General features: G+C 38.6%; 15 protein-coding genes and 1 pseudogene. 7 read left to right on the plus strand and 9 right to left on the minus strand.

Annotated elements, in window-relative coordinates; genetic code table 11:
- Nucleotides 1-41 precede the first annotated feature (41 nt).
- A complete protein-coding gene (locus tag H5163_RS03470; protein ID WP_145242261.1) occupies nt 42-305 on the minus strand; it encodes a YkgJ family cysteine cluster protein in 264 nt (87 codons plus the stop codon).
- A gap of 126 nt (nt 306-431) precedes the next feature.
- On the opposite strand from H5163_RS03470, the gene H5163_RS03475 reads away from it, so the two are divergent.
- From H5163_RS03475 to H5163_RS03485, 3 genes are all read left to right on the plus strand, one after another.
- A complete protein-coding gene (locus H5163_RS03475; RefSeq protein WP_145242259.1) occupies nt 432-1604 on the plus strand; it encodes an efflux RND transporter periplasmic adaptor subunit in 1173 nt (390 codons plus the stop codon).
- Between the two features lie 3 nt (nt 1605-1607).
- The gene (locus tag H5163_RS03480; RefSeq protein WP_145242257.1) at nt 1608-4787 is read left to right on the plus strand and encodes an efflux RND transporter permease subunit; all 3180 of its coding nucleotides are present in this window, start codon (nt 1608-1610) and stop codon (nt 4785-4787) included.
- Nucleotides 4788-4960: 173 nt separating this feature from the next.
- Nucleotides 4961-6409, plus strand: a complete 1449-nt coding sequence (locus tag H5163_RS03485; protein ID WP_182734341.1) for a serine hydrolase — start codon at nt 4961-4963, stop codon at nt 6407-6409.
- A 98-nt stretch (nt 6410-6507) separates the two neighbouring features.
- Here H5163_RS03485 and H5163_RS03490 read toward each other — a convergent pair whose 3' ends face one another.
- The gene (locus tag H5163_RS03490; protein ID WP_182734343.1) at nt 6508-7791 is read right to left on the minus strand and encodes a hybrid sensor histidine kinase/response regulator; all 1284 of its coding nucleotides are present in this window, start codon (nt 7789-7791) and stop codon (nt 6508-6510) included.
- Between the two features lie 586 nt (nt 7792-8377).
- Nucleotides 8378-10984 carry an Ig-like domain-containing protein gene (locus tag H5163_RS03495; protein ID WP_182734344.1) on the minus strand — a complete coding sequence of 869 codons (2607 nt, stop codon included), beginning with the start codon at nt 10982-10984 and terminating at the stop codon, nt 8378-8380.
- Nucleotides 10985-11335: 351 nt separating this feature from the next.
- Between H5163_RS03495 and H5163_RS03500 the strand changes: the two genes are divergently transcribed.
- Together H5163_RS03500 and H5163_RS03505 are read left to right on the plus strand one after the other, a co-directional pair.
- The gene (locus H5163_RS03500; protein WP_182734346.1) at nt 11336-11983 is read left to right on the plus strand and encodes a response regulator transcription factor; all 648 of its coding nucleotides are present in this window, start codon (nt 11336-11338) and stop codon (nt 11981-11983) included.
- A gap of 117 nt (nt 11984-12100) precedes the next feature.
- Nucleotides 12101-12511, plus strand: a pseudogene (locus H5163_RS03505) (NAD(P)H-dependent oxidoreductase); the annotation flags it as partial.
- 71 nt (nt 12512-12582) lie between these two features.
- On the opposite strand, the gene H5163_RS03510 reads toward H5163_RS03505, so the two are convergent.
- The 4 genes from H5163_RS03510 to H5163_RS03525 all read right to left on the minus strand — a co-directional run bounded on the left by H5163_RS03510 (nt 12583) and on the right by H5163_RS03525 (nt 18131).
- Complete coding sequence (locus H5163_RS03510) at nt 12583-12867, minus strand: hypothetical protein (protein ID WP_145242251.1); 285 nt, start codon at nt 12865-12867, stop codon at nt 12583-12585.
- Nucleotides 12868-13681: 814 nt separating this feature from the next.
- Nucleotides 13682-13987 (minus strand): DUF3240 family protein, encoded by a 306-nt coding sequence (locus tag H5163_RS03515; protein ID WP_145242247.1) that lies wholly within the window; start codon nt 13985-13987, stop codon nt 13682-13684.
- Nucleotides 13980-17054, minus strand: a complete 3075-nt coding sequence (locus H5163_RS03520) for an efflux RND transporter permease subunit (RefSeq protein WP_182734347.1) — start codon at nt 17052-17054, stop codon at nt 13980-13982. Before H5163_RS03520 ends, H5163_RS03515 begins: the two co-directional genes overlap by 8 nt.
- Nucleotides 17055-18131 carry a hypothetical protein gene (locus H5163_RS03525; protein ID WP_182734348.1) on the minus strand — a complete coding sequence of 359 codons (1077 nt, stop codon included), beginning with the start codon at nt 18129-18131 and terminating at the stop codon, nt 17055-17057.
- 159 nt (nt 18132-18290) lie between these two features.
- Here H5163_RS03525 and H5163_RS03530 point away from each other — a divergent pair, with 159 nt between their 5' ends.
- Entirely contained in the window at nt 18291-18818 is a 528-nt protein-coding gene (locus H5163_RS03530; RefSeq protein ID WP_182734350.1) for a LuxR C-terminal-related transcriptional regulator, read from the plus strand.
- Nucleotides 18819-18927: 109 nt separating this feature from the next.
- Here H5163_RS03530 and H5163_RS03535 read toward each other — a convergent pair whose 3' ends face one another.
- Nucleotides 18928-19383, minus strand: a complete 456-nt coding sequence (locus tag H5163_RS03535; RefSeq protein WP_182719381.1) for a hypothetical protein — start codon at nt 19381-19383, stop codon at nt 18928-18930.
- On the opposite strand from H5163_RS03535, the gene H5163_RS03540 reads away from it, so the two are divergent.
- A complete protein-coding gene (locus tag H5163_RS03540; protein WP_145242237.1) occupies nt 19368-20549 on the plus strand; it encodes a PQQ-dependent sugar dehydrogenase in 1182 nt (393 codons plus the stop codon). The genes H5163_RS03535 and H5163_RS03540 overlap by 16 nt on opposite strands.
- Nucleotides 20550-20714: 165 nt before the next feature.
- Here H5163_RS03540 and H5163_RS03545 read toward each other — a convergent pair whose 3' ends face one another.
- On the minus strand, nt 20715-21470 hold the full coding sequence (locus H5163_RS03545) for a hypothetical protein (protein WP_182734352.1): 756 nt from the start codon (nt 21468-21470) through the stop codon (nt 20715-20717).
- Between the last annotated feature and the right edge of the window lie 413 nt (nt 21471-21883).

The following is a 21883-nucleotide window of genomic DNA, read 5'->3' on the forward strand; positions in this document are numbered from 1 at the left end:
AAAAATATGTATAAAAACCGCATTTTTAAGATGCGGTTTTTTTATGTCATTTGTTCAAGCTCGGTAATTAATTGCAGCGCTTGCGCATTCGTTGTTCCACACACATCAATCGTCGCACTAAAATCACTGCATACTTTTGGCCGCCTTTCATCACCAAATAACTTACATAAATTGTTGTTATCTAACTGAATGCAGCGCTCTCCTGCTTTTTTGCCATTAGGCATCCCCGGAATCGGTGAGCTAATACTTGGTGCGATACAACAAGCCCCACACCCGAGTCGACACGCCATTGGTGATGTATTCATCTTTGCCCCTTTTGTAATCTATTTCGCTAATTTGTTAACTGTGTAATGACTTGTTACATCTTAATACGCCTTGTAAACACTTTATTCATTATAATTGCTGTGTCACCTAATTATGAGGAAAGCCCTGTGGCTACTAAAAAACAAATAATTCTACCTATTGCCGTATTAGTCGCCGGTGTAGGTCTTGCGGTTGCGTTTTCAGCAATGAAACAACCGCCAGAAGAAAAGCCAGCACAAGATACACGCCCTCTGGTATCAGTTAGCGCAGTTCACCTTGATGCAATTACGCTAGACGTAAAATCGTATGGTGTAGTAAAAGCAAAAGATCACACCCCACTGGTTGCGCAAGTAAGCGGTCAAGTGGTATTTGTCTCTGAGCAATTTGTGCAAGGTGGATTTGTCAAACAAGGCGATATTCTAGCACGAATAGATCCAAATGATTATGAAGCTGCGTTAATTGAAGCCCAAGCAGGCATGGCGCAAGCCAGCTCTGATCTAGAAATTGAGCGAGCGCAAGCTCATGTAGCACAGGCAGAGTGGGATCGAATAAAAGACGATTCAAATCAAATGATCCCATCTCAATTATATTTACGCAAACCACAATTAGCCGAAAAACTAGCGCGTTACCGTGCAGCACAGGCATCTGAAAAACGCGCAAAACGTAATTTAGAGCGCACATACATAAAAGCGCCTTATGATGCGATTATTTCTGAACGTGCAATTAGTTTAGGCAGCGTAGTTAATCCTGGAAGCCAATTTGGCGCTCTCAGTTCAACCTTAGTGGCTGAAATTCGCCTTCCTGTGGCAGATAAAGAATTACAATACCTAATCGATAGCGGTATCGGCGCGAATGTAACACTCAGTGCAGACTATGCTGGTAAGCCAACTACTTGGCAGGCAAAAATTGTCCGCAGCGAAGGTGTTATTGATCAAAAAAGTCGTATGAGCTATTTAGTGGCGCAAGTAAATACACCTTATGCCAGTGAGCAACCGCTGCGCTTTGGCTCTTATATCAATGCGACCATTTCTGGCCGCGAGCTTGATAATGCGATTATCGTTCCTCATCACTTAGTGAAAAACGGTAAAATAGTGGTAATGAATGATGATTTAACTCTTTCGTTCAAACCTCTTAATATTATTAGAGAGCAAAATGGCATGGTCATCGCTTCACAAGGCTTAAATGATGGTGAGCAATTGATCACCTCGGCTTTAGATTTCCCAACCGAAGGCATGCAAGTAAAGCTAAATGACTCTGATAAACCTGCAGCTGCAACTCAACTTGCACTGAAAGAGGAATAGAGCATGACCATCCATAGCGAAAAAGGCTTAATTGCCTGGTTTGCTCGCAACCCTGTTGCAGCAAACCTATTAATGATTTTTATTTTAGTGGGTGGTATTTTAACCGCGTTTTCTATTCGCAAACAAATGTTCCCACAATTTGAAAATAACTGGATCAGCGTCCAAGCTGTCTACCCAGGTGCTGCCCCACAAGAAGTAGAAGAAGGCATCACCATCAAGGTAGAAGAAGCTCTCGAAGGCCTAGAGGGTATTAAACGGAAGATTACTTATTCAAACCGCGGTTATTCTCAAGCGTGGATCGAAATTGAAGAAAAATATGATACTAAAGAAGTGCTCGATGAAGTAAAAATGCAGGTTGATGCAATCAACACCTTCCCTGCAGACATGGAGCGTCCTATTGTGCGCCATGATAAGTTTGAGCAAGAAGTAATGATCCTCGCCTTATACGGTGACATGAGCAATTATCAGCTCAAAGAACTTGGCAACAATATCAAAGACGAACTGCAAGCACTGCCACAAATTAACTTAGTTGAATTTAATGGTGGCCTTGATTATGAAATTGGTATTGAAGTTAGCCCTGATAAACTTCGTGAGTATGGTTTAACTTTTAGAGACATTGCGAATGCAGTGCGTGCTTTTTCAGCCAATATGTCTGCAGGTCAGATTCGCTCTGAAAACGGCTATATTTCGATGCGGGTTGAAAAACAAGCTTACCGAGGTGATGAATTTGCCAAACTGCCATTGATATTACTGCCTGATGGTGCACAAGTGTATTTAGGCGATGTAGCAACCATTAACGATGGCTTTGCAGAAGGCTTACAATACTCTAAATACAATGGTAAAAATTCCTTGTCGTTTGAAGTAAATGCCTCAAAAGATCAAGATATTACCAAAGTTGCAAAAGTTCTTAAGCAGTACCTTAATGATAAAGCAGGTCAACTTCCAGCGGGTGTTAAACTCACGCCGATTGTCGATTTAACCTACTACCTAGAGGGTCGATTAGACATGATGATCGACAATATGGTGTGGGGTGGTCTATTGGTTATGGTAGTACTTGCGCTATTTTTACCCCTACGCTTAGCATTTTGGGTGATGATGGGTTTACCTGTGTCATTCCTTGGCGCATTTTTAATGATGCCGATGGGCTTTTTAGATGTCACCATCAACTTAGCATCACTATTTGCCTTTATATTAGTGCTAGGTATTGTGGTTGATGACGCCATCGTCGTAGGTGAATCAGCCAGTGCTGAAATTGAAAAGCATGGCCACTCTCTTGATAACGTAGTACGTGGTGTTAAACGCGTCGCAATGCCTGCCACCTTCGGTGTATTAACTACCATCGCCGCTTTTTTACCGCAAACTTTAGCAAGTGGCCCTGGTGCTGCGTTTTCAAAAGCCATTGGCGGGGTTATTATTCTGTGTTTGATTTTCTCTCTGATTGAATCAAAACTTATTTTACCAGCCCACATAGCAGCAATGAAACACCGAGAACCAAATCCGAAAAACCCATTACATCGCCTCCGTAAAGTGATGGATGGCGGTTTAAAACGGTTTGTTGATAACTATTACACGCCATTTATTGGCCATTGTATTCATTATCGTTATACCGTAATTATTGGTTTTATTTGTGTATTAATTGTCAGTGCTGGGATGTTTGCCGGTGGTTTAGTGAAGTTTGTAGCGAACCCTAAAATTCCTCATGACTTTCCACGTATTTCAGTTGAAATGAACTTAGCATCGTCTGAACAAGCAACCCTAGAAACTGCGCAAAAAATAGAGCAAGTTATTATCAATGTTGATAAACAACTTAAAGAGCAATATGGCACAGCTATGGTACGCGATCTTTCAGTTAGCTTACGCGGACGTACCAATGCCAGTATCATGGCAGTATTAATTGATCCTGAGTTACGCCCTATCGATACCTTTGCATTGAGCGCACTATGGCGTGAACAAATGCCTCCTTTACCGGGCGTGAAAACACTAACCATTCAAGACAGTATTATGAATGGTGGTCGAGACGACGGTGATGTGAGCTTCCGCCTAGAAGGAAAGGATGCCAAACAACTAAAAGAAGTAGCAGCAAAACTTAAAGAAAAACTCAACACCATGGAAGGTGTGGGTGATGTAAATGACTCAATGCAAAGCGCTACAGATGAAGTACAGCTTGACTTAAAACCACTGGCGTACAGCATGGGTTTAACCCTTGCCGATGTTGCCTCACAAGTCAGCTTTAGTTACTACGGCCTTGAAGCACAGCGTATTCTACGTGACGGCGAAGAAGTGAAAGTAATGATCCGCTACCCTGAAGAAGCTCGTAACTCGATCAGCGATATCGCCAGTGCTCGTATCATTACACCTAGTGGCGCAGAAGTACCTTTGGCTGAAATTGCCGATGTAAAACTGGTTGATGGTGTAAACCGTATTCGCCGCGAAAACTCAAAGCGTACTGTTAACGTATGGGCTGCGGTTGATACCGACCAAGTTGAACCTTTTGCCATTGCTGAAGAAATACGTGATGAGTACTTACCGGCACTACTGAAGAACTACCCAGGTGTACAAAGTAGTGTTGCTGGACGTATTCAAGAAGAAATGGATAGCGTTGCTGAGCAAGTGCGTGATTTTGCACTTTCAATGATGATTATCTTCGCGTTATTGGCAATCCCACTACGCTCATACTCACAACCATTGATTATTATGTCAGTGATCCCATTTGGGGTTATTGGTGCCATGTTTGGCCATATGATTTTAGGCATGACAATGAGTGGCTTATCAATTTTCGGGATCATTGCTGTAGCCGGTGTTGTTGTGAACGATTCATTAGTAATGGTGGACTTTGTTAATAAAGCACGTGCTGATGGCGTAGCAATAAAAGACGCAGTAATGCAAGCTGGTGCACGTCGTTTTAGAGCGATTATGCTCACCTCAATCACTACCTTTATTGGCGTGTTACCGATTATTATGGAAACCAGCTTACAAGCTAAAATTGTCATCCCAATGGCAGTATCATTGGCCTTTGGTGTGTTATTTGCCACGGTGATCACGCTGATCCTGATCCCATGTCAATATGTCGCACTAGAAGATGCTAAACGATTAATTCGTAAATGGCGTGGAAAAGAAGCGCTGGTAGATGGTGAATCAATTCATAGCAAAGTGAATACTATAATAAACCGCTCACCTTTATAAAATTTGATATCCCAACCAACTAGCCCGAGCTGTATACAGTTCGGGCTTTTTTATGCTTATAATAACAATGAAATATAATTTATTCACATAAAATCAACACGATAATAATTTACTTTGTATTTTATCCACGGTAAAAGTAGTACATAAAACAAACTAAAAAACCAAGGAAGCTCATGAAACTCACCTCGAATATGTTTTATCACACTATTTTTATCACAGCTCTACTACTGCTCTCACACACTGCAATTGCAGGCGAACACGCGAAAGAAATGGATGCATTTATTGAACAATTTCATGGTTTCAAACAATTCAATGGCAACGTACTGGTCGCCAAGCAAGGTAAGGTTATTTTTGAAAAAAGTTATGGCTACGCCAATTTTGAATGGGACATCAAAAATACTGCCGAGACTAAATTTCGAATAGGCTCAATTACCAAGCAATTCACTGCGTTGCTTATTTTACAGTTAGCGCAGCAGAATAAAATACAGCTTGATGCTCCCCTTGCTACTTACCTACCCGACTATCGCCAAGATATAGGTAATAAAATCACCATTAGGCAGATACTTAATCATACATCAGGACTTAGTAATTATACTCAAACGAAGACCTTCAGAAGTGAATACAGTCGCAACCCTTACAGTGTAGATGAATTTATAAAATTACTGTGTACTGATGATTTATTGTTTGAGCCTGGCACGCAATTTCGCTATAGCAATTCAGGCTACTTTATTTTGGGCGCCGTGATTGAAAAAGTCACTCAACAACGTTACCAAGATGTACTGCAAGAAAATATTTTTAAACCACTCAATATGCATAACACCGGTTACGATTCGCATGCAAAAATAATCAACCAACGTGCATCTGGTTATAGCAATAACTTAGACGGTTACACTAATGCTGATTACCTAGATATGTCGATCCCTTATGCTGCGGGGTCAATATACTCAACCGCACGCGATCTCGTTAAGTGGGACCAAGCGCTGTACACAAATAAGCTAATAAATAAAGAACTAAAAAAACAAATGTACACCGTATCTGAACAGCGTAATTACGCACTTGGCTGGGAAGTTAATCAGCTAGATGCTGATAAATATGGTAAACCATTGACACAAGTACAACATGGCGGTGGTATCGAAGGGTTTAATGCATTTATTAGCCGTATTATTGAAGATCAGCTACTGGTGATAATTTTAAATAACACTGGCGGTGCACCAATGACACCTATGACTAAAGGATTAACCAATATTTTTTATGGTAAGCCCTATGACGGTGCAACTGAAAATGTGGATAGCCAACTTTATCATGCCTTGCAAAATGGCGGTATTGCACAGCTTAAAAGCAAATATAATCAATTGGATGAGCAAAAAGTTCCGCTGCGAGAAAGAAGCATAAATTACTTTGGTTATGAATTAATAGCAATGAAAAAACTCGATGCCGCAATCGCAGTATTTGAACTAAATGCTGCTAAATACCCCGATTCTGCTAATACTCACGATAGTCTGGGTGAAGCGTATTTAACTGCTAATAAACCCGTACTTGCATTAAAAAGTTACCAGCGCGCCCTTGAATTAAACCCCGACAGTGAAAGCGCAAAGCAAGCAATTATAAAACTACAATACTAAATCAAAGAAGCCACCTTTGTTAGAATAAAAGATCGCTTGCTTTTTACTGTCGCTCGCTTTGAGTAATAGCTCATACTTGACCTGACAATTATCCGACTTTAATCAGTGCCTGACAGTTTGGCTGTGATAATTAATTTATTTAAGGTAGCAATTAATTTCAAAGGCACAATAGGCTTACTTAAATAAACAAGCCCACTACTATTAATTAATGAAATACGATCTGCACTTGTATCACCAGTTAAAATAACGGCTGGCACTATATTTCCTAAAATAGTTCTTATGTTTTTAACTGCTCGTATTCCATTCATATCATCCTCAAGATTGTAATCAGACAGTATAATGTCAGGTATAAATTGTAACCTATGTAACTCACCTATTGCCTCAGCCTCACTATGCACTGAAACAAATTCACATCCCCATTTTTCAAGCCAAAATGAAATGCCTGTTAAAATTTCTTTACTATCATCAATAATGAGCAGTTTTAGACCTTTAATAAGCGAGAAAGGTTTAGATATATCTGTTTCTCTGGTAAGTTTAGCGTTGCCTAATGGTAATTTAATCGAAAATACACTGCCCTCACCAAGAGTTGACTCAACCTGTAATGGCCAACTTTGAAGCTTACACAATTTCTTTACAATTGATAATCCTAACCCAATACCTTTTTTTCTATCTCCACAGGGATTAGCTACCTGATAAAATTCTTGAAAAATAATCTCTTTTTTGTCACTTTCAATACCGATCCCTGTGTCACTTACACTAATTTTTATAGTATCTACCTCTTGAGTAGCAGAAAGTATTATTTCTCCTTTATAAGTATAACGAAACGCGTTATTTAAAAAATTACTCAGAACTTGCTTTAATAAGGTTCGGTCTATATAACTAATAAGAGAGTTAGCATCAAATCTAAAGTGAATTTTTTGTTTTTCAGCTAAAGGCAAAAACTCTTTTGCTAACTGCTCAAAAATAGGAGTTAAATAGGTATGTTGTGGATTAGGTATAACTTGTTTTGCATCTAGCTTAGATATATCTAATAAACTATTAAGTAAATCAGACATACTTAACGCACTACTTTCCATATGTGTAAGCATGGAAATTAACTCAACCTGTTTGTTTTTATGTTTTAATGCATCAATAAAGAAAAACAAGGCCTGCAACGGTTGACGAATATCATGACTAGCAGCAGCAATGAACTGAGATTTCTGCTTATCAGCAGCTTCTGCTTGAGCCCGAGCAGCATTTTGCTCTTGTTTAAACATAAGTGCCGAAATTAATTGTTTGTTAATAACAAAAGAGAATAAAAATGAAGATATCCATAAAAAAATTATAACGAAAAGTGAAAGTGCTAAATCTTCAGGTGCAAGTAATATGATTTTAACTGCCAATGAAATCATTGGTAGACTCAAAAAAATAGTGTGCCTCATATGATAATAACAAAGTGCGTATGCAGTAGTACCTGTTAATGAAATCAATACCACAGTCATCATGTATATGGGGAGTTTAGAATTTTCATCTAGGAATATCCAAGGGGCAATAACTAAGGAAAATATAAACACTAACAAGGGAATTAGACTGAAAAGCGATCGTATCTTTAGATTTACATTCACAAACCTTAACTTAAAAAGGTACAAAAAAAACACACATACTAACAATAATACATTTAAGCTAAACCATAAGTAGGTTTCACCTTTTGAAGCGCTAGCCCTAAACAAATAAAAAATAAAGGGGAGCGCGGTAAAAATCCCTCCAACATAATGGGGCCACATTGCATGCTCATACGCATTGAATAGTATGTTATCAAATCTTGAGTTATTTATATGTGTTTTAATAATTATCCACCTAATCAATTTTCTTAGTGTTTAGAACCTAAGTTGCTAATAATAAATATTATATAAAACGTATTAAAATTGAGATTAGCTTAAAGGATAATGAAAAAAGCGGAAAGGGTAAACTTTCCGCTAATAGTTTTACTTATTGAGCTGATACTGGGCCTGTTTGGTCTGTTTGATTAAAAATCAACACATACCCCGAATAATTATCAGCGGATCTTGCTGAGAATGCATAAAAGCCTGAAGAGCCAGCGGTTAAAAAGTAGCTTTTAAAAGAGTCACTAGTAATTCCACTGGCTAGAACCTTTTGAAGTGCACCTGTATTTCCATTATACAGCCTCGCTTCGCCAGCGTTCGCAATTCCGTTTATTTCTGCAAATTTTGATACAACTAAAAAACTACCGTTATCTAATGCATTAATGTCTGTTGCAAATAAACCATTCTCTAAACCAGTCGTAATAGTAGTCCCTACTTGTGAACCATCACTCCCGTTAAACAAAATAGCGCTGCCAGCGTCAGCTACGCCATCAACATCATCATTTTGACTAGCAACAACATAGTTACCATTACTTAATCCAATAATTCCCGAAGAACCTATTTGGTCTCCTTCGTTATCACCTTTGAAACGATTTAACTCACTACCAGATTGACCATCTACCAAAACAACTAAACCAGCATTATGTACATCGTTAACTTGTGAACTAGCAATGGACCTTTCCATTTGATCCTCAACGGTTGATATTACAAAGTTATTATTGTTCAAAGTAGTTACACCATAACTACCAAAACGTTGAAAGTCCTTATCGCCTTCTAATGGTGACCCAATCAATTCACCAGTATCACCATTACGCAACTCCACTCGGCCGTTCCATCTTAGGTTATTGCTACTATAACTTGGTGATACAATGATATAATTACCGTTTGCTTGCACTTGAACTTCACTACCAAAACCATCGCCAGCTGTTATTCCGTAAACACTAGAAACTAATGAGCCGTTTGTACCATTGAACAAGCTTACATTACCAACATTATCCGCAGAACCGTTGATGGCACTCACATAAAGAGAACTTGCAACAAAATTATTTAAACCTACTGGTGTAATAACTTCGCCAAAACGGTCACTCGAAGCAGCACCTGTATAATGTTCACCTATTTGATTACCAGTTGTACCACTTATTAAAGTTATACGACCACTGTCAACACCGTTGCTTGAATCGAACTCAGGACTATTTACTACTATGTTGTCATTTGATAATACAGTTATACCTCCTGATATTGTAGATACTGTCCCTACAAGAATCCCATCGGTGCCACTATATACACCTAACTCACCAACATTAGTTAAAAGTGAGCCATCGGTATCACGCTTATCAACATTCGGGCTGCTTACTGCAAAATTGCCATTCGATAAAGGGTAAACCCCTCCAGAACTAAATAAGTCATTCACCTGCGTTCCAAAAACAGAGCTCCCAATTTGGGCTCCGGTATCACCATTTATTACTCTAAATTCACCAGCATTTTTTAGTTCTTTAGCACCTCCTGAACCTACTGCGCGAATATCTGAGAAAGATACTCGCGGAGAACTAATAACAAAGTTACTGGTATCGGATTCCAGTAGATAAATACCACCTGAACCGATATTATCTGTTGCACGGCTACCGGTAATACCGGTTCCAACCTGCATGCCTGTATCGCCATTTATAATTTTTACACTACCATACCCCGAAGGAGAGCTTATAATAAAGTTTCCATTGGGTAATTCGGTAATACCGTTACTACCAATCATTTCATCAACAACATTTCCAGAAATACTTGCAATTACTTCACGAGTAGTGCCATTAAATAAATGTACTGAACCACCACTCAAAGCACCAATATCATCGGAAGGCGAGGTAACCACAACATTGCCATTTTGTAGTATAACCACATGGTTTCCAAAAATATTATATTGATCTTTGAACGGGTCGATTAACTCACCTGAGGTCGTATTTGACCCAATCACGTAACTATCAGAATCAGTTGCTGTTTGTTCTCCTGCACTATTTCCTGTTGATGTAGTAACACTAACCTCAATGGTTAAGTCTGAATCATTTTGCAAATCAGAAATAGGAACACTAAAAGTAAACGCTCCGTTATCTACGTTTTCTTGCAAGTTGGAACTATTCACGGTTAAGGTGACTACATCACCATCTGCAACATCCCCGCCAACCGTTCCTTTTATTATTACAGGCATTCCTTCAGAAATCTCATCAGGGCTTAAAATGTCGTCATCGGTGACGTTGCCATCCAGAAAAATGGAAGCAGTAATAGTTGGCTCTACAGTATATGTTTCAATATCTGTTGCTGTCGCCTCGCCACTGAGATATCCAGTTGATGTTGTCACTGTCGCTTCTATAGTGCTATCTGTATCTAGCTCTAAATCTGAAACAGGCACATTTATCGAGAAAGACTTCTCGGTTACATTACCACTAAACGTTGTGTCGTTAACTTTAAGCGTTACAGTATCCCCATCTGCAACATCACCACCAACGGTACCAGTAATAGAAATTGGTGTTCCGGCATTTATTTCAGCTCTTGAAACTTCATCATCATTAGTTATATCTGCATCGAGTTTTAATGTTGCCGTTGCAGTCTGTGTTGCGGCTGGAGGAACGTTTTTATTGCTGTCGCCACATGCAGAAAGCAACGTCAGTGTGAGAATACTCAAAGTGGAAACTTTGGTTTTAAAGTAGCCGATATTTTTTTTCATATTTATCCTAGTAAATTTACAATAAAGACCACACCAAATACGTATGATCAAAAAAAAAATTTTCACTAGCTTACACAAAAGATTGGCCTTCAAAGCTAAAATTACGCTAAAAGTAGCAATATGACATCGTTTAAATAACGTAACTAAGCCGAATTAAATTTCGACATGTAATTATGATTCACTCTAGTTAAATTAAGCATAGTCATTGTTTTTAAATATTTATTTAATGAAGAATCATCTTGATTATTGGATATCAACAAAAAACAAATAAGTAGAAGAATCTTTCTAACGTATTATTAGTGAGATATAATCAATTAATTCACAAAGGTTAAATATTAGTAGTTTTTCAACTTGGCAAATAAAATACAAATTCTCAATGTAGACGATCATCCAATTTTTAGTTTCGGACTAAAAGAGTCATTGCAAATAATAAATGAAAATTATTCCGTCAAGTGTATTTCAGACTCTACTGAAGCACTTAGTTACCTTAAAAGTAATACCGATATAGACCTTGTTTTACTTGATTTGAGCATGCCTAATGTAAATGGCGTTTCATTTTTAAGAGCTTTGCAGGCGAGTACTATAATAGTGCCGATTGCTATTCTTTCCGCTCAGGAAGATATCGATTTATTAACAGAAGCATTATCACTTGGTATTGTTGGTATTATTTCAAAGAACAGCGATATTAAAAAGATTTCAAATTCAATTGGTAGAGTTTTAAATGGAGAGCTTTTAATCCCTCAAAACCTACAAAATTCGCTCAATGCAATTTCTAAATACTCTAAGGAAAATACAGAGACCGTATTAAGCAAGCGACAATTTGAGATACTGAAAATGCTTCAAGCTGGGCTTTCGAATCAAGGGATAGGAGAAGTACTTTTCATAAGTGAGCTGACTGTTAAGTCGCACTTAAGAACAATATTTAAAATATTAGGCGCAACAAACAGATTAGATTGTGTCCGAAAAGCAGAACATCTTAAAATTATCAAGCGGCTATGATTATCATGAAATATTTTATGCAGCTCATAAAAAAATCAATAGGGCCATACTTAGATTTAAACTTTTTTAAATCGTTAATCAGCTAAAGCAAGTTGAGTTTTAAAAAGAGTCTTTACATTTATTTTGTTTGCTTACAACCCGAAATACACCAGAGAAGATTATGCAAAAGTGATTGACACTGATATCGCCAATGGCCGTACGCCAGCAGAAAATCGTGAGCAAGCCTTTGGCGCATACGCATTTGTTGACTTAAATACTGACGCATCTGGCAATAATGCCGCATGGACCAAAACACAAACCTATCTTGCACTTGGTAATACTATGCATGCTGTTGCGCGCTTAGGTATTGATTCAACACCAATGGAAGGCGTAGATAGCGAGCTAATTAGTGAACTTTTTGCGGATGAGTTAGATGGTTATATTTGTGAAGTCGCACTTGTCATTGGTTATCACGAAACACAAACCGACTATAATGCTAAGCTTCCAAAATCACGTTTGAGTCAAGATCAAATTATTCAAGTGGTTTAAGTTTTACATTACCGGTTAAGAAGAGCCTGTTACAGGCTCACTTAAACAAGCTTTTGGCATTATAGCCCCTGCTATGTGCTCTCTTTAGCAGCTCCACAAACAATTTTTTCTTCGCCAAGATGATATATATTATTTATTGCTACATAGGCGCCAGATACAACGCCTGTAATAGGGACTAATAATATCCCACTAATTGAATAGTAGGTATTGGTATCCTCAAAGCCATTAATTATTTTCAATGTCTTACGGTCAGAAGATATTTCACATTTATTGACTGCTGACATGTCCTTAGTTGGTACAACGATACAGCCTGATAACATCGTCAAAGTAAAACATATAGTCGTAACTAATTTCATCTTATAACATCCTCGTTTTTAATTGTCATATAGAAACCATAAAAATTAATATTTATAGATTGTTGGGTAACTATCTTATAAATACTTTACTAAACAAAGTATGCGCTCCCCGCAAACCTTGCACATATAAATCAAGCTTATAGGTTCAATTTTCACTAATAAACATGCACATCAGACACCACACTATGCAACCGTTTTATATTGAGGGAACTTCCCTAACATTCTCTTCAATAACAATATCATAGATAGGCAACTTACTTTAGCAGTGATTCTGTTAAAGAAGTCAAGTTGCACCCAAATAAAGAGATCAGCTTGAGTAGATAGCTACAGCGGTTAATGAACCTACAGCAGCCATTGAAGAAGCTGCGCATAGTGCAAACTCTACAAGTGATAATACTGAGGTTGCGGATAAAAGCACAATTAGGGCAGACTAAAATAAACAAAATCATCAAAACAATAGGTTCATTGGTTTCAGAGATCCAACACTAAGCAGCTGGTATTACGACCTTAGCCGCAAATATAAAAAATATAGAGTCAGTACTTGATGTGTATATAGCGATAGCAGAGCAACTCAATAACCTTGTATTTCGATTTACTCTTTAACTAATCCAAATTAAAAAATCATATAGTTACACGCTATTACGCAACTATAGGGTCAATGCAGCAAGTGACGCTCTCACGTGAAGTAGGTACGGGCATCGCAGCAGGCTTCGACTTTATTAACTTATAGCAATATTGTGACCTCTTTTTAACTATTTTGTATTTAGTTATAAAAAGAGGCTGCTCGAAGCAGCAGCCTATAATTCTAACTACACTATCTAAGGTGCCCGCTTTCAACAATAGGCGTAACCCAATATTTTAATGGGGTGTATTGGCACACAGGGCTTAACGCCGTTTTAATTGTTTGCAGCTGCGCTAATAATATATGCACCTCAAACTGATAAAAGCTGCGATGACCTTCTACTTGCTCGGCAATATCAAATTCACTGTGCTCTTTACTGTAGCCTTCAATGTTTTTTAAGTTAAAGCCGGTAATGCAGTCTATGCCAATTAATATATCAACCACTTCATCTTTTATGTTTGTGGGTACATTTAGGGTAAAAAGTAACTGTTCAGCCATGTTTTTTCTCCAACCAACCATAAAAGATAGGTAATAAATAAAGTGTTGTAATTGTTGAGGTAATTAACCCGCCAATAACCACAATCGCCAATGGCTTTTGAATCTCAGCGCCAGGGCCGGTGGCAAATACCAGTGGCAGTAAACCAAACATTGCGGTTGTGGCTGTCATTAACACTGGGCGAAGGCGTCTGCTTGCGCCATCTAAAATGCGCTGCGTTACATTGGCAGAAAACATTTTCATTTGCTCAAAGTAGCTGATCATCACAATACCATTGAGTACCGCTACGCCAAGTAAAGCAACAAAACCAACCGATGCAGGCACCGACAGGTATTCATTACTAATAAACAGAGCAATCACTCCCCCCATTAACGCAAACGGAATATTAGCAATTATCAGCGTTGATTTAGATAACGATTTAAACGTGGTAAATAAAATAATGAAAATCAGTATTAATGCCACCGGAATAAGCACCAGCAAGTTTTGTGTTGCACGTTGCTGGCTTTCAAATTCGCCACCAAACGACAAGGTAAAACCACTGGGTAATTTTATGCTGCTATTAATTTTAGCTTCCAGTTCATTTACATAACTAACCACATCGCGGTTATCCACATTTACGCTTACAGAAGCAAAGCGTTTTGCTTTTTCTCGCTCTATTAACAATGGCCCCGTTTTAAAGCTAATATTAGCCACCTCTTCAAGTGGTAGTAGGCTGTTGTCGGGCATTAAAATTAGCTTTTGTTTTAATGCGCTCATTGACGATAACTCAAAGTGTGCTGCGCTATCACCTTTTTGTGCATTAAACACAATTGGGATCACGCGGTTTCCTTCTTGCAGTGCCGATACCTGTAGGCCTTCTAATTGCGACTTTAAATAATCGCTTAATCCTTCGGTGGTTAAACCAAACTGACTGGCAACCTCAGGAATAAGTTTAATATTTACGTATTTACCCCCTTCAATAAGCGCCATTTGCACATCACTTGCGCCGTCAATATTAGTGGCAAGTGCAGTGATTTTTTCAGCTAATGAGGCAAGTGTCGCAATGTCATTACCGAATACTTTAATCGAAATATCACCGGTGCCACCGGTGAGCATTTCTGATACCCGCATTTGTATTGGCTGAGTAAAGCCAATATTTACCCCTGGAAATTGCGCAAGAGTTTGTCGAATATCCTCGATTAGCAGCGCTTTGGAGTCAAAACGCCACGTATCTTTTGGCGCTAATTCCATAAACACATCGGTTTCGTTTAACCCCATAGGATCAAGCCCGAGTTCATCGGAGCCGGTACGGGCAACAATTTGTACGATTTCTGGGGTGTTTTTTAGCAGTGTGGCTTCAATTTGTTTATCGATATCCAGCGAGGCTTGCAAGGAAATACTCGGCGATTTTTCCAGTTGCACAATAATGTCGCCTTCATCTAAAACGGGCATAAAGCTTTTACCAAGCCCCTGAAATAACACCCCACTGAGCACTAAAACAGCAACTGATATAACACTAATAGCCACCGGCTTTTTAATTGCTTGGGCAAGTGTTTTAGTATAAAAACCTTGTAATAGCGTGACCATTTTAGGCTGGGTTACGGGTTCATTTTTTAATAACAATGAGGCTAAAATTGGAATAACCGTTAACGACAACAACAGCGCACTTAGCATTGCAAACACGATAGTTAACGCCACTGGGGTAAATAACTTGCCTTCTAACCCTGTTAACATTAATAGCGGTGAAAACACGATAATTATAATAATTGTGCCTGAGAACACTGGCGCCGCGACTTCTTTACATGCGCGATAAATAACATGCAGCCGAGGGAGGTGCTGATTGTTAGCCAACCGATTAACTATGTTTTCAACAATAACTACCGATGAGTCCACCAGCATACCAATGGCAATCACTAAGCCGCCTAAACTCATTAAATTAGCCGATAAATCAAACTGCTTCATCATTATAAATGTCAGCAATGCCGACATAGGTAAAGACAAAGACACCACCAATGAAGAGCGAATATCACCTAAAAACAAGGCAAGTAGCACTATCACTAAAATAATCGCTTGGCCTAATGCGCTGGTAATGGTGCTAATTGCGGTATTTATTAAGTTAGAGCGGTCGTAAAACACATTAATTTTTGTGCCTTGCGGTAATGAAGCTTCAATGGTGCGAAGTTTATCTTTTACATCTGCAACAACTTGCGCTGTATTACTATTTTTAAGCGCAATTATAAGCCCTTGTACCGCCTCTTCACTGTTTTTAGTGACTGCGCCATAACGGGTTAAACTGCCAACGTGTACCGTGGCAATATCACTTAACCGAATAACCTTATTTTGAGTGGACTTAATCACGGTATTTTCAATGGCGGTTATATCGTTGTATTTGCCCTCAGTGCGCAAAATTAAGGTGTCGTTGCCTTTTTCTAAGCGCCCTATGCCACCGTTTTGATTCGTTTGCGTGATTGCTAACTTCATTTCATCAAAGCTGACTTGATGCTGTTGCATCAATAAAGTATTGGGAAGTATTTCATAGGTTTTTGAAAAGCCGCCAAGGCTATTTACGTCAGCAACGCCGGTTACAGTGCGCAATAATGGACGAATTTGCCAATCTAAAAGCTCTCTTTTTTCAATCAGCGATAAGTGAGTACTTTCTATGGTAAACATGAACACCTCGCTCAAAGGCGTGCTCATTGGCGCCATGCCGCCACTAATATTACTGGGCAAGGTGGGCAAAATATTTAATAAACGCTCATTAACTTGCTGACGCGCCCAATAAATGTCGGTGCCCTCTTCAAAGTCAATGGTAATATCGGTAATAGAATACTTAGTGGTAGAGCGCAGCATTTGCTGTGACGGAATACCCAGTAATTCGGTTTCAATCACCCGTGTTACTTGCGATTCTATTTCAAGGGCGTTCATGCCAGGTAATTTGTAAACTATTTTAACTTGGGTAGGCGATATTTCTGGAAAAGCATCTACTGGAATACTTAACCAAGATTTAGCACCAATGGCCATAGCAACAATAACAAAAATACTAACAAACAAACGCTGAGTAAGTGAAAACTTAATAAGCTTGTTTAACATTTACTCTCTCCCTAAGTGAAGCAACATACCTTGTAGCGCACTTACCGAGCTTATTAGTACCTGCTGATCATCTAGGTTTTTATTAGCAGTAAATACATAGTCTTTGCCTTGTGTACCTTTGAGCTCAATCGGCAGTAACTCAAGATTATCGCCAGACTTCAAAGCAATGTAATTAACATCTTCAAATTCAAACACCGCTGACTTTGCTATTTTAAAGCCCGTTAATTTATTTACCGGTGTGACTTTGATAGTTTGCCCCAGTGTCAGCTGGCATTCATTCGAGCTTGGTGACGCCCACACAATTTGATGGTATTTATCTGCAATACTGTCATAGCTCTCAATATTTAAGCTGCAATGTTGTGACAGCTTAAAATGCGCTAACGTGTTGGTAAAACTAAGAGGGACTTTAATCTTAACGCGAATACTACTTGCATCGATAATATCAAACGCGGTGTCACCCATCATACGGTTTCCCGACTCATTGGTGAGTTTTAAAATGCCCGTTTTTGGACTCACTAAGGTCACGTTTTCATTATCATCAATGTTTAAAAATGCCATTTGATGTTGCATATGTTCAAAGTTTAGCATGGCTTCAAAATAGCTTTTTGTGATTTCAACCCATTCAGAGCTTCTTATTATTTTGTTTTTTAAGTGCTGTTGGTTTATGTCGTAATGGCTTTTAGCAATAGCGAGCATATCTTTTGCTGATTGATAGGCATCTAAAAAATGGTGTACATCACTGCCCTCAACGCTTGCGATAGTGGCGCCTTTTTCCACCATACTGCCGTTAGGGTATAAGTAACGAACCTGCTGTACATCAAACGCAAACAGCACCGTATAATTGACACCTGGTTTGAAATTGACTTCACCAATTAAACTTTGCCCGTTAATAAACTCTGTTTTTTGAATCGGCGCAAATTCAACATCAAAACCACTGAGTGACGAAAGCCCTACAGGTGCTAAATTTTGCGAAGCAAACACAGGATTAAATGTTAATAAAGCCACCGTAGAGAAGAAAAATAACGTATATTGAATACGCAAAAAATGACGCATTTTTTTTGTAGAATTTAACAGCATTTCGTTTGTTCACATTTGATTAATTTTATAGAATCAACCATGACTTTTTTATGCTGTTAAATCATCAGGCATACGCCGTAATGTTCCTAAAAACAGCTTAATTTACAGCATGGTACATTTGTCCATTGTAATTATAATGCATTGATAGTAGAGGTTTTAATGAGAGATAAGCTAATAGCGGCTACATTGTTGGTAATAATGGTGTTGAATTTTTTTGATGTTCTAACAGATATACGTTTAGGGGTGCCGCAGTGGCATATTTTTTCCGAAGGCTTGATCGTAGTTATCTCTGCAGCCTGTGCTATTTACTTAATTAGCGATATTCGTGCGCGTACTGCAAATATTAATGCGCTGAAACAAGAATTAGTACATTCAAAAAAAGAACTTAAAAACATATCACAAGCAATGATGGATGCGCGCCATGAATACAGCGGCGTTATTCAAACCCAATTTTCACAGTGGACATTGACCCGCAGTGAGCAAGAAGTCGCGATGTTGTTACTTAAAGGCTTAAGCTTTAAAGAAATAAGCGCACTAAGAAGCACAAAAGAAAAAACCGTTCGTCAACAAGCGTCCGATATTTACAGCAAAGCCGATGTAGAAGGCCGACATGAGTTTGCTGCATGGTTTTTAGAAGACTTTATGCAACAAGGACAATACCAACCAACAAGTTCAAGCCTCAATTAATTGACAAGCTACAAAGGTGAGGCCTCTGGTTATTTCTATAGCTTTGCATCCGCTGCGCATTAAATCTTAAGGAATAATTAAAAACCTTAATGATTATCTCTGTGTAAAACTAGATGAGTTCATTTTTACTATGACAACCATTGCTCAACTTAGCAAAAACATAACCCCCTACAGCCCCTGCAAGCAGCTGCATATAAAAACCCCAGCCTCTTGCGCCCGCTATAATAGTAATATTCATAATTGACTCAATAGCAATTAAAGCCGTAGCAAACGCCACAATACCCGCAATTACAAATAATTGCGCACCTTGTTTTTTAACTTTTTTAGCAATAAGCCAGGTAACCAAAAACGCGATGGCAAGTGCAATAGCAATAATAGCGCCATAGGTCGGTAGCAAGCCGAGCCAATCTTCAAGGGTTAAGTTAACACGGTCATTAAAGCCCACCACAACACCCACATTAACTAATTGATTGACAACGTATTGACTATGAAACAAGCTAGCGAGTGTAAATGTAAGTAACCAAGAAACTAAAAATGAAGGGAGTATACGTGTTAAAAACGACATGGTTATCTCAACTTAAAATGAAACTTTTTTCTTACAGTAGCAAAGGCTTGCAGGGTAAACAATCTCTACATTGTATTACTCTACTCTCGCTTTTAGCATTTTCTTGTAACGCCAGTGCCGAGCTACCAAAACAGCAATACACTGCTGATACCTTAGCAACAGGACTCAATTCACCGTGGAGCATGGTTAAACTCCCAAACAATACCTGGTTAGTCACAGAACGTGATGGCCATATTGTTATCATTAAAAACAACCAACAAACCCGAGTTAAACTAGATTTCGAGGGCTTATACGTTGCAGGCCAAGGCGGCCTACTCGATATAGTGCTTTCGCCAAATTACAGTGAATCAAAAGAAATTATATTCACTTACGCTCAAGGTGAGCTTGATGCAAACAGGCTCGTTATTGCCAAAGCTACGTTTGATGGTGCGCAATTTTCAACGCCAAAAATTATTTATAAAGTTGCCACTGATAAAGACACACCACAACATTACTCAGGCCGCGCCCTTGTCCTACCCGATAATACCTTATTATTTTCAAGTGGCGATGGCTTTGACTACCGTGAGCAAGCACAGGTTATGACCAGTCAACTTGGCAAAACATTACGCATAAACTTAAACGGCACGATACCAAACGATAACCCATTTATTAATCACAAAAATCCTGCAGCTCATGCTGTGTACTCACTCGGGCACCGTAACTTGCAAGGCTTGGTTTATGATTACGATACACAGCAAATTGTTAGCCACGAACACGGCCCCGCAGGCGGCGACGAACTAAACTATTTAACCCCAAGCACCAATTACGGCTGGCCGGTGATCACCAACGGAGATGATTACTCCCAAGCGCGTATTTCACCGTTTAGAGAATACCCTGGAATGGCTAAACCAACGGTTGATTGGACGCCCTCAATCGCCCCTTCTGGCATGGCTTATTATGGCTCAAAGCATTTAGCTTTTCCCTCACTACAACAGCATGTGCTAATCACTACGCTGGTCGATAAAAAGCTCTACAGCGTTAATTTAGCGAATGGTGAACTTACCCAGACTCATGTTTTACCAGAGGTAACTGGGCGTTTGCGGGATGTATTTGTTACAACCGAGGGTAATATCGCGGTGTTAACCGATGGAAAAGATGCAAAATTGCTGCTGATAACGCCAAAGTGATTAGCTTGACTAGATCGTTCAACACAACTGTATCTAAATACTCGACGAGCTTTTTATATGATTATCAGGTCTTATTTTTTGCTGTTTGAGCGAAAGTCAAAAAGAAAGACCTGACTTTATTGGTTTTTGCGATGCATATTTCTGATTAAATACAATCAAGGTGAGTTAGTTAAATTGGCTTTCGTCTATTTCAATGGTTATGCTATTTAATAAATCGTTAGTGAACTTTTCACTTTCTTCTTTACTGACATAACTTCCTTTGCCTTGAATATTTGCAAGTAACTGGTTTGCAATCTCCTCATAGGCAACATCTAATTGAGTCTGTAATGTTTTAATATCGTCGTGAGTCATCGAGTTGCCTAAAATAAAAGGCTTACTTGGATTAATTGGCCCATAGTTGCCTTCCCAAATTACTTTACCTGTTTTAGACTTAAGGACGGCTTTGAGCTGAGGTAAAAACCTTGTGCTTTTTTCGTCGGTAAAAATGACGCACCATGGCTCAAGTGTTATAACTTGTTTATGAAGATTTTCATTTAAGTGAATAGACTTTACTGATTCTTTTAAAATTTGAATGCTATTTAGCGAATTCAACAAAGTGCTCGCTAAATCAAAGTTCTCTTTTAAGTCGAGCTCTAAACTGCCTTTCATGTGCTTTTCATTAGACAAATCAGATGCTATAACGCCAAGAACCCCATAACGCAGCCCTACATCATCCGACGTATTAACCCAATTAGTAATAACAAAACCTGAACCTTCAATTCTTCGATCCCCTATAGCTAAACTCCAATCATTCCAATCGATATTTAATACATCTAGTTTAATTTTTTCATTTGAACCTAAAGGAACAGCACCTCCCCTTTGAACCGATTGGCACGCTGAAACTAAAAAAATAAAAGTGAATATAAATAGGTGCTTATACATTATAAAACAATCCTTGTTAAAAACTCGATTAATCAAAAGTAAACTATAACACCCTTATTTAACTCTGCGCACTAGTTAAAGTTTTCCGTGCTGAATGATGAACACTAACGCAATCAAATAAATGGCATTGTTAATCCACTTGATTGATTTGTTGTGTGCCTATTTCCACATAGCCAACCTACATTGTATAAATTTATCTAAGGTTTGCTGGTGTAACTTGTGATAAGTTACCCCCATGCTATATCTATTTCAAACTTCCTACAACTTGTTGAATAAGCAAACTTTTTACTTATTTCATCAAAAAGAGTCATCTGCAACCTCAGTGGCTACAATAATAAAAAAGTTAAGCCTATCTTTGCAGTTGCTATTTACTCCTCGTTCATATGGTTGACGAGGTAATTTTTGAACCAATT

The sequence above is a fragment of the Pseudoalteromonas sp. SG44-8 genome (assembly GCF_014164125.1).
GTDB classification, from domain to species: Bacteria; Pseudomonadota; Gammaproteobacteria; order Enterobacterales; family Alteromonadaceae; genus Pseudoalteromonas; species Pseudoalteromonas rhizosphaerae.

Bases quoted from the DNA above. Each gene is read 5' to 3' on its own strand.
- H5163_RS03470 (WP_145242261.1), bottom strand. From the start codon at position 305: ATGAATACATCACCAATGGCGTGTCGACTCGGGTGTGGGGCTTGTTGT.
- H5163_RS03480 (WP_145242257.1), top strand. From the start codon at position 1,608: ATGACCATCCATAGCGAAAAAGGCTTAATTGCCTGGTTTGCTCGCAAC.
- H5163_RS03485 (WP_182734341.1), top strand. From the start codon at position 4,961: ATGAAACTCACCTCGAATATGTTTTATCACACTATTTTTATCACAGCT.
- H5163_RS03495 (WP_182734344.1), bottom strand. From the start codon at position 10,984: ATGAAAAAAAATATCGGCTACTTTAAAACCAAAGTTTCCACTTTGAGT.
- H5163_RS03510 (WP_145242251.1), bottom strand. From the start codon at position 12,867: ATGAAATTAGTTACGACTATATGTTTTACTTTGACGATGTTATCAGGC.
- H5163_RS03515 (WP_145242247.1), bottom strand. From the start codon at position 13,987: ATGGCTGAACAGTTACTTTTTACCCTAAATGTACCCACAAACATAAAA.
- H5163_RS03520 (WP_182734347.1), bottom strand. From the start codon at position 17,054: ATGTTAAACAAGCTTATTAAGTTTTCACTTACTCAGCGTTTGTTTGTT.
- H5163_RS03525 (WP_182734348.1), bottom strand. From the start codon at position 18,131: ATGCTGTTAAATTCTACAAAAAAAATGCGTCATTTTTTGCGTATTCAA.
- H5163_RS03530 (WP_182734350.1), top strand. From the start codon at position 18,291: ATGAGAGATAAGCTAATAGCGGCTACATTGTTGGTAATAATGGTGTTG.
- H5163_RS03535 (WP_182719381.1), bottom strand. From the start codon at position 19,383: ATGTCGTTTTTAACACGTATACTCCCTTCATTTTTAGTTTCTTGGTTA.
- H5163_RS03545 (WP_182734352.1), bottom strand. From the start codon at position 21,470: ATGTATAAGCACCTATTTATATTCACTTTTATTTTTTTAGTTTCAGCG.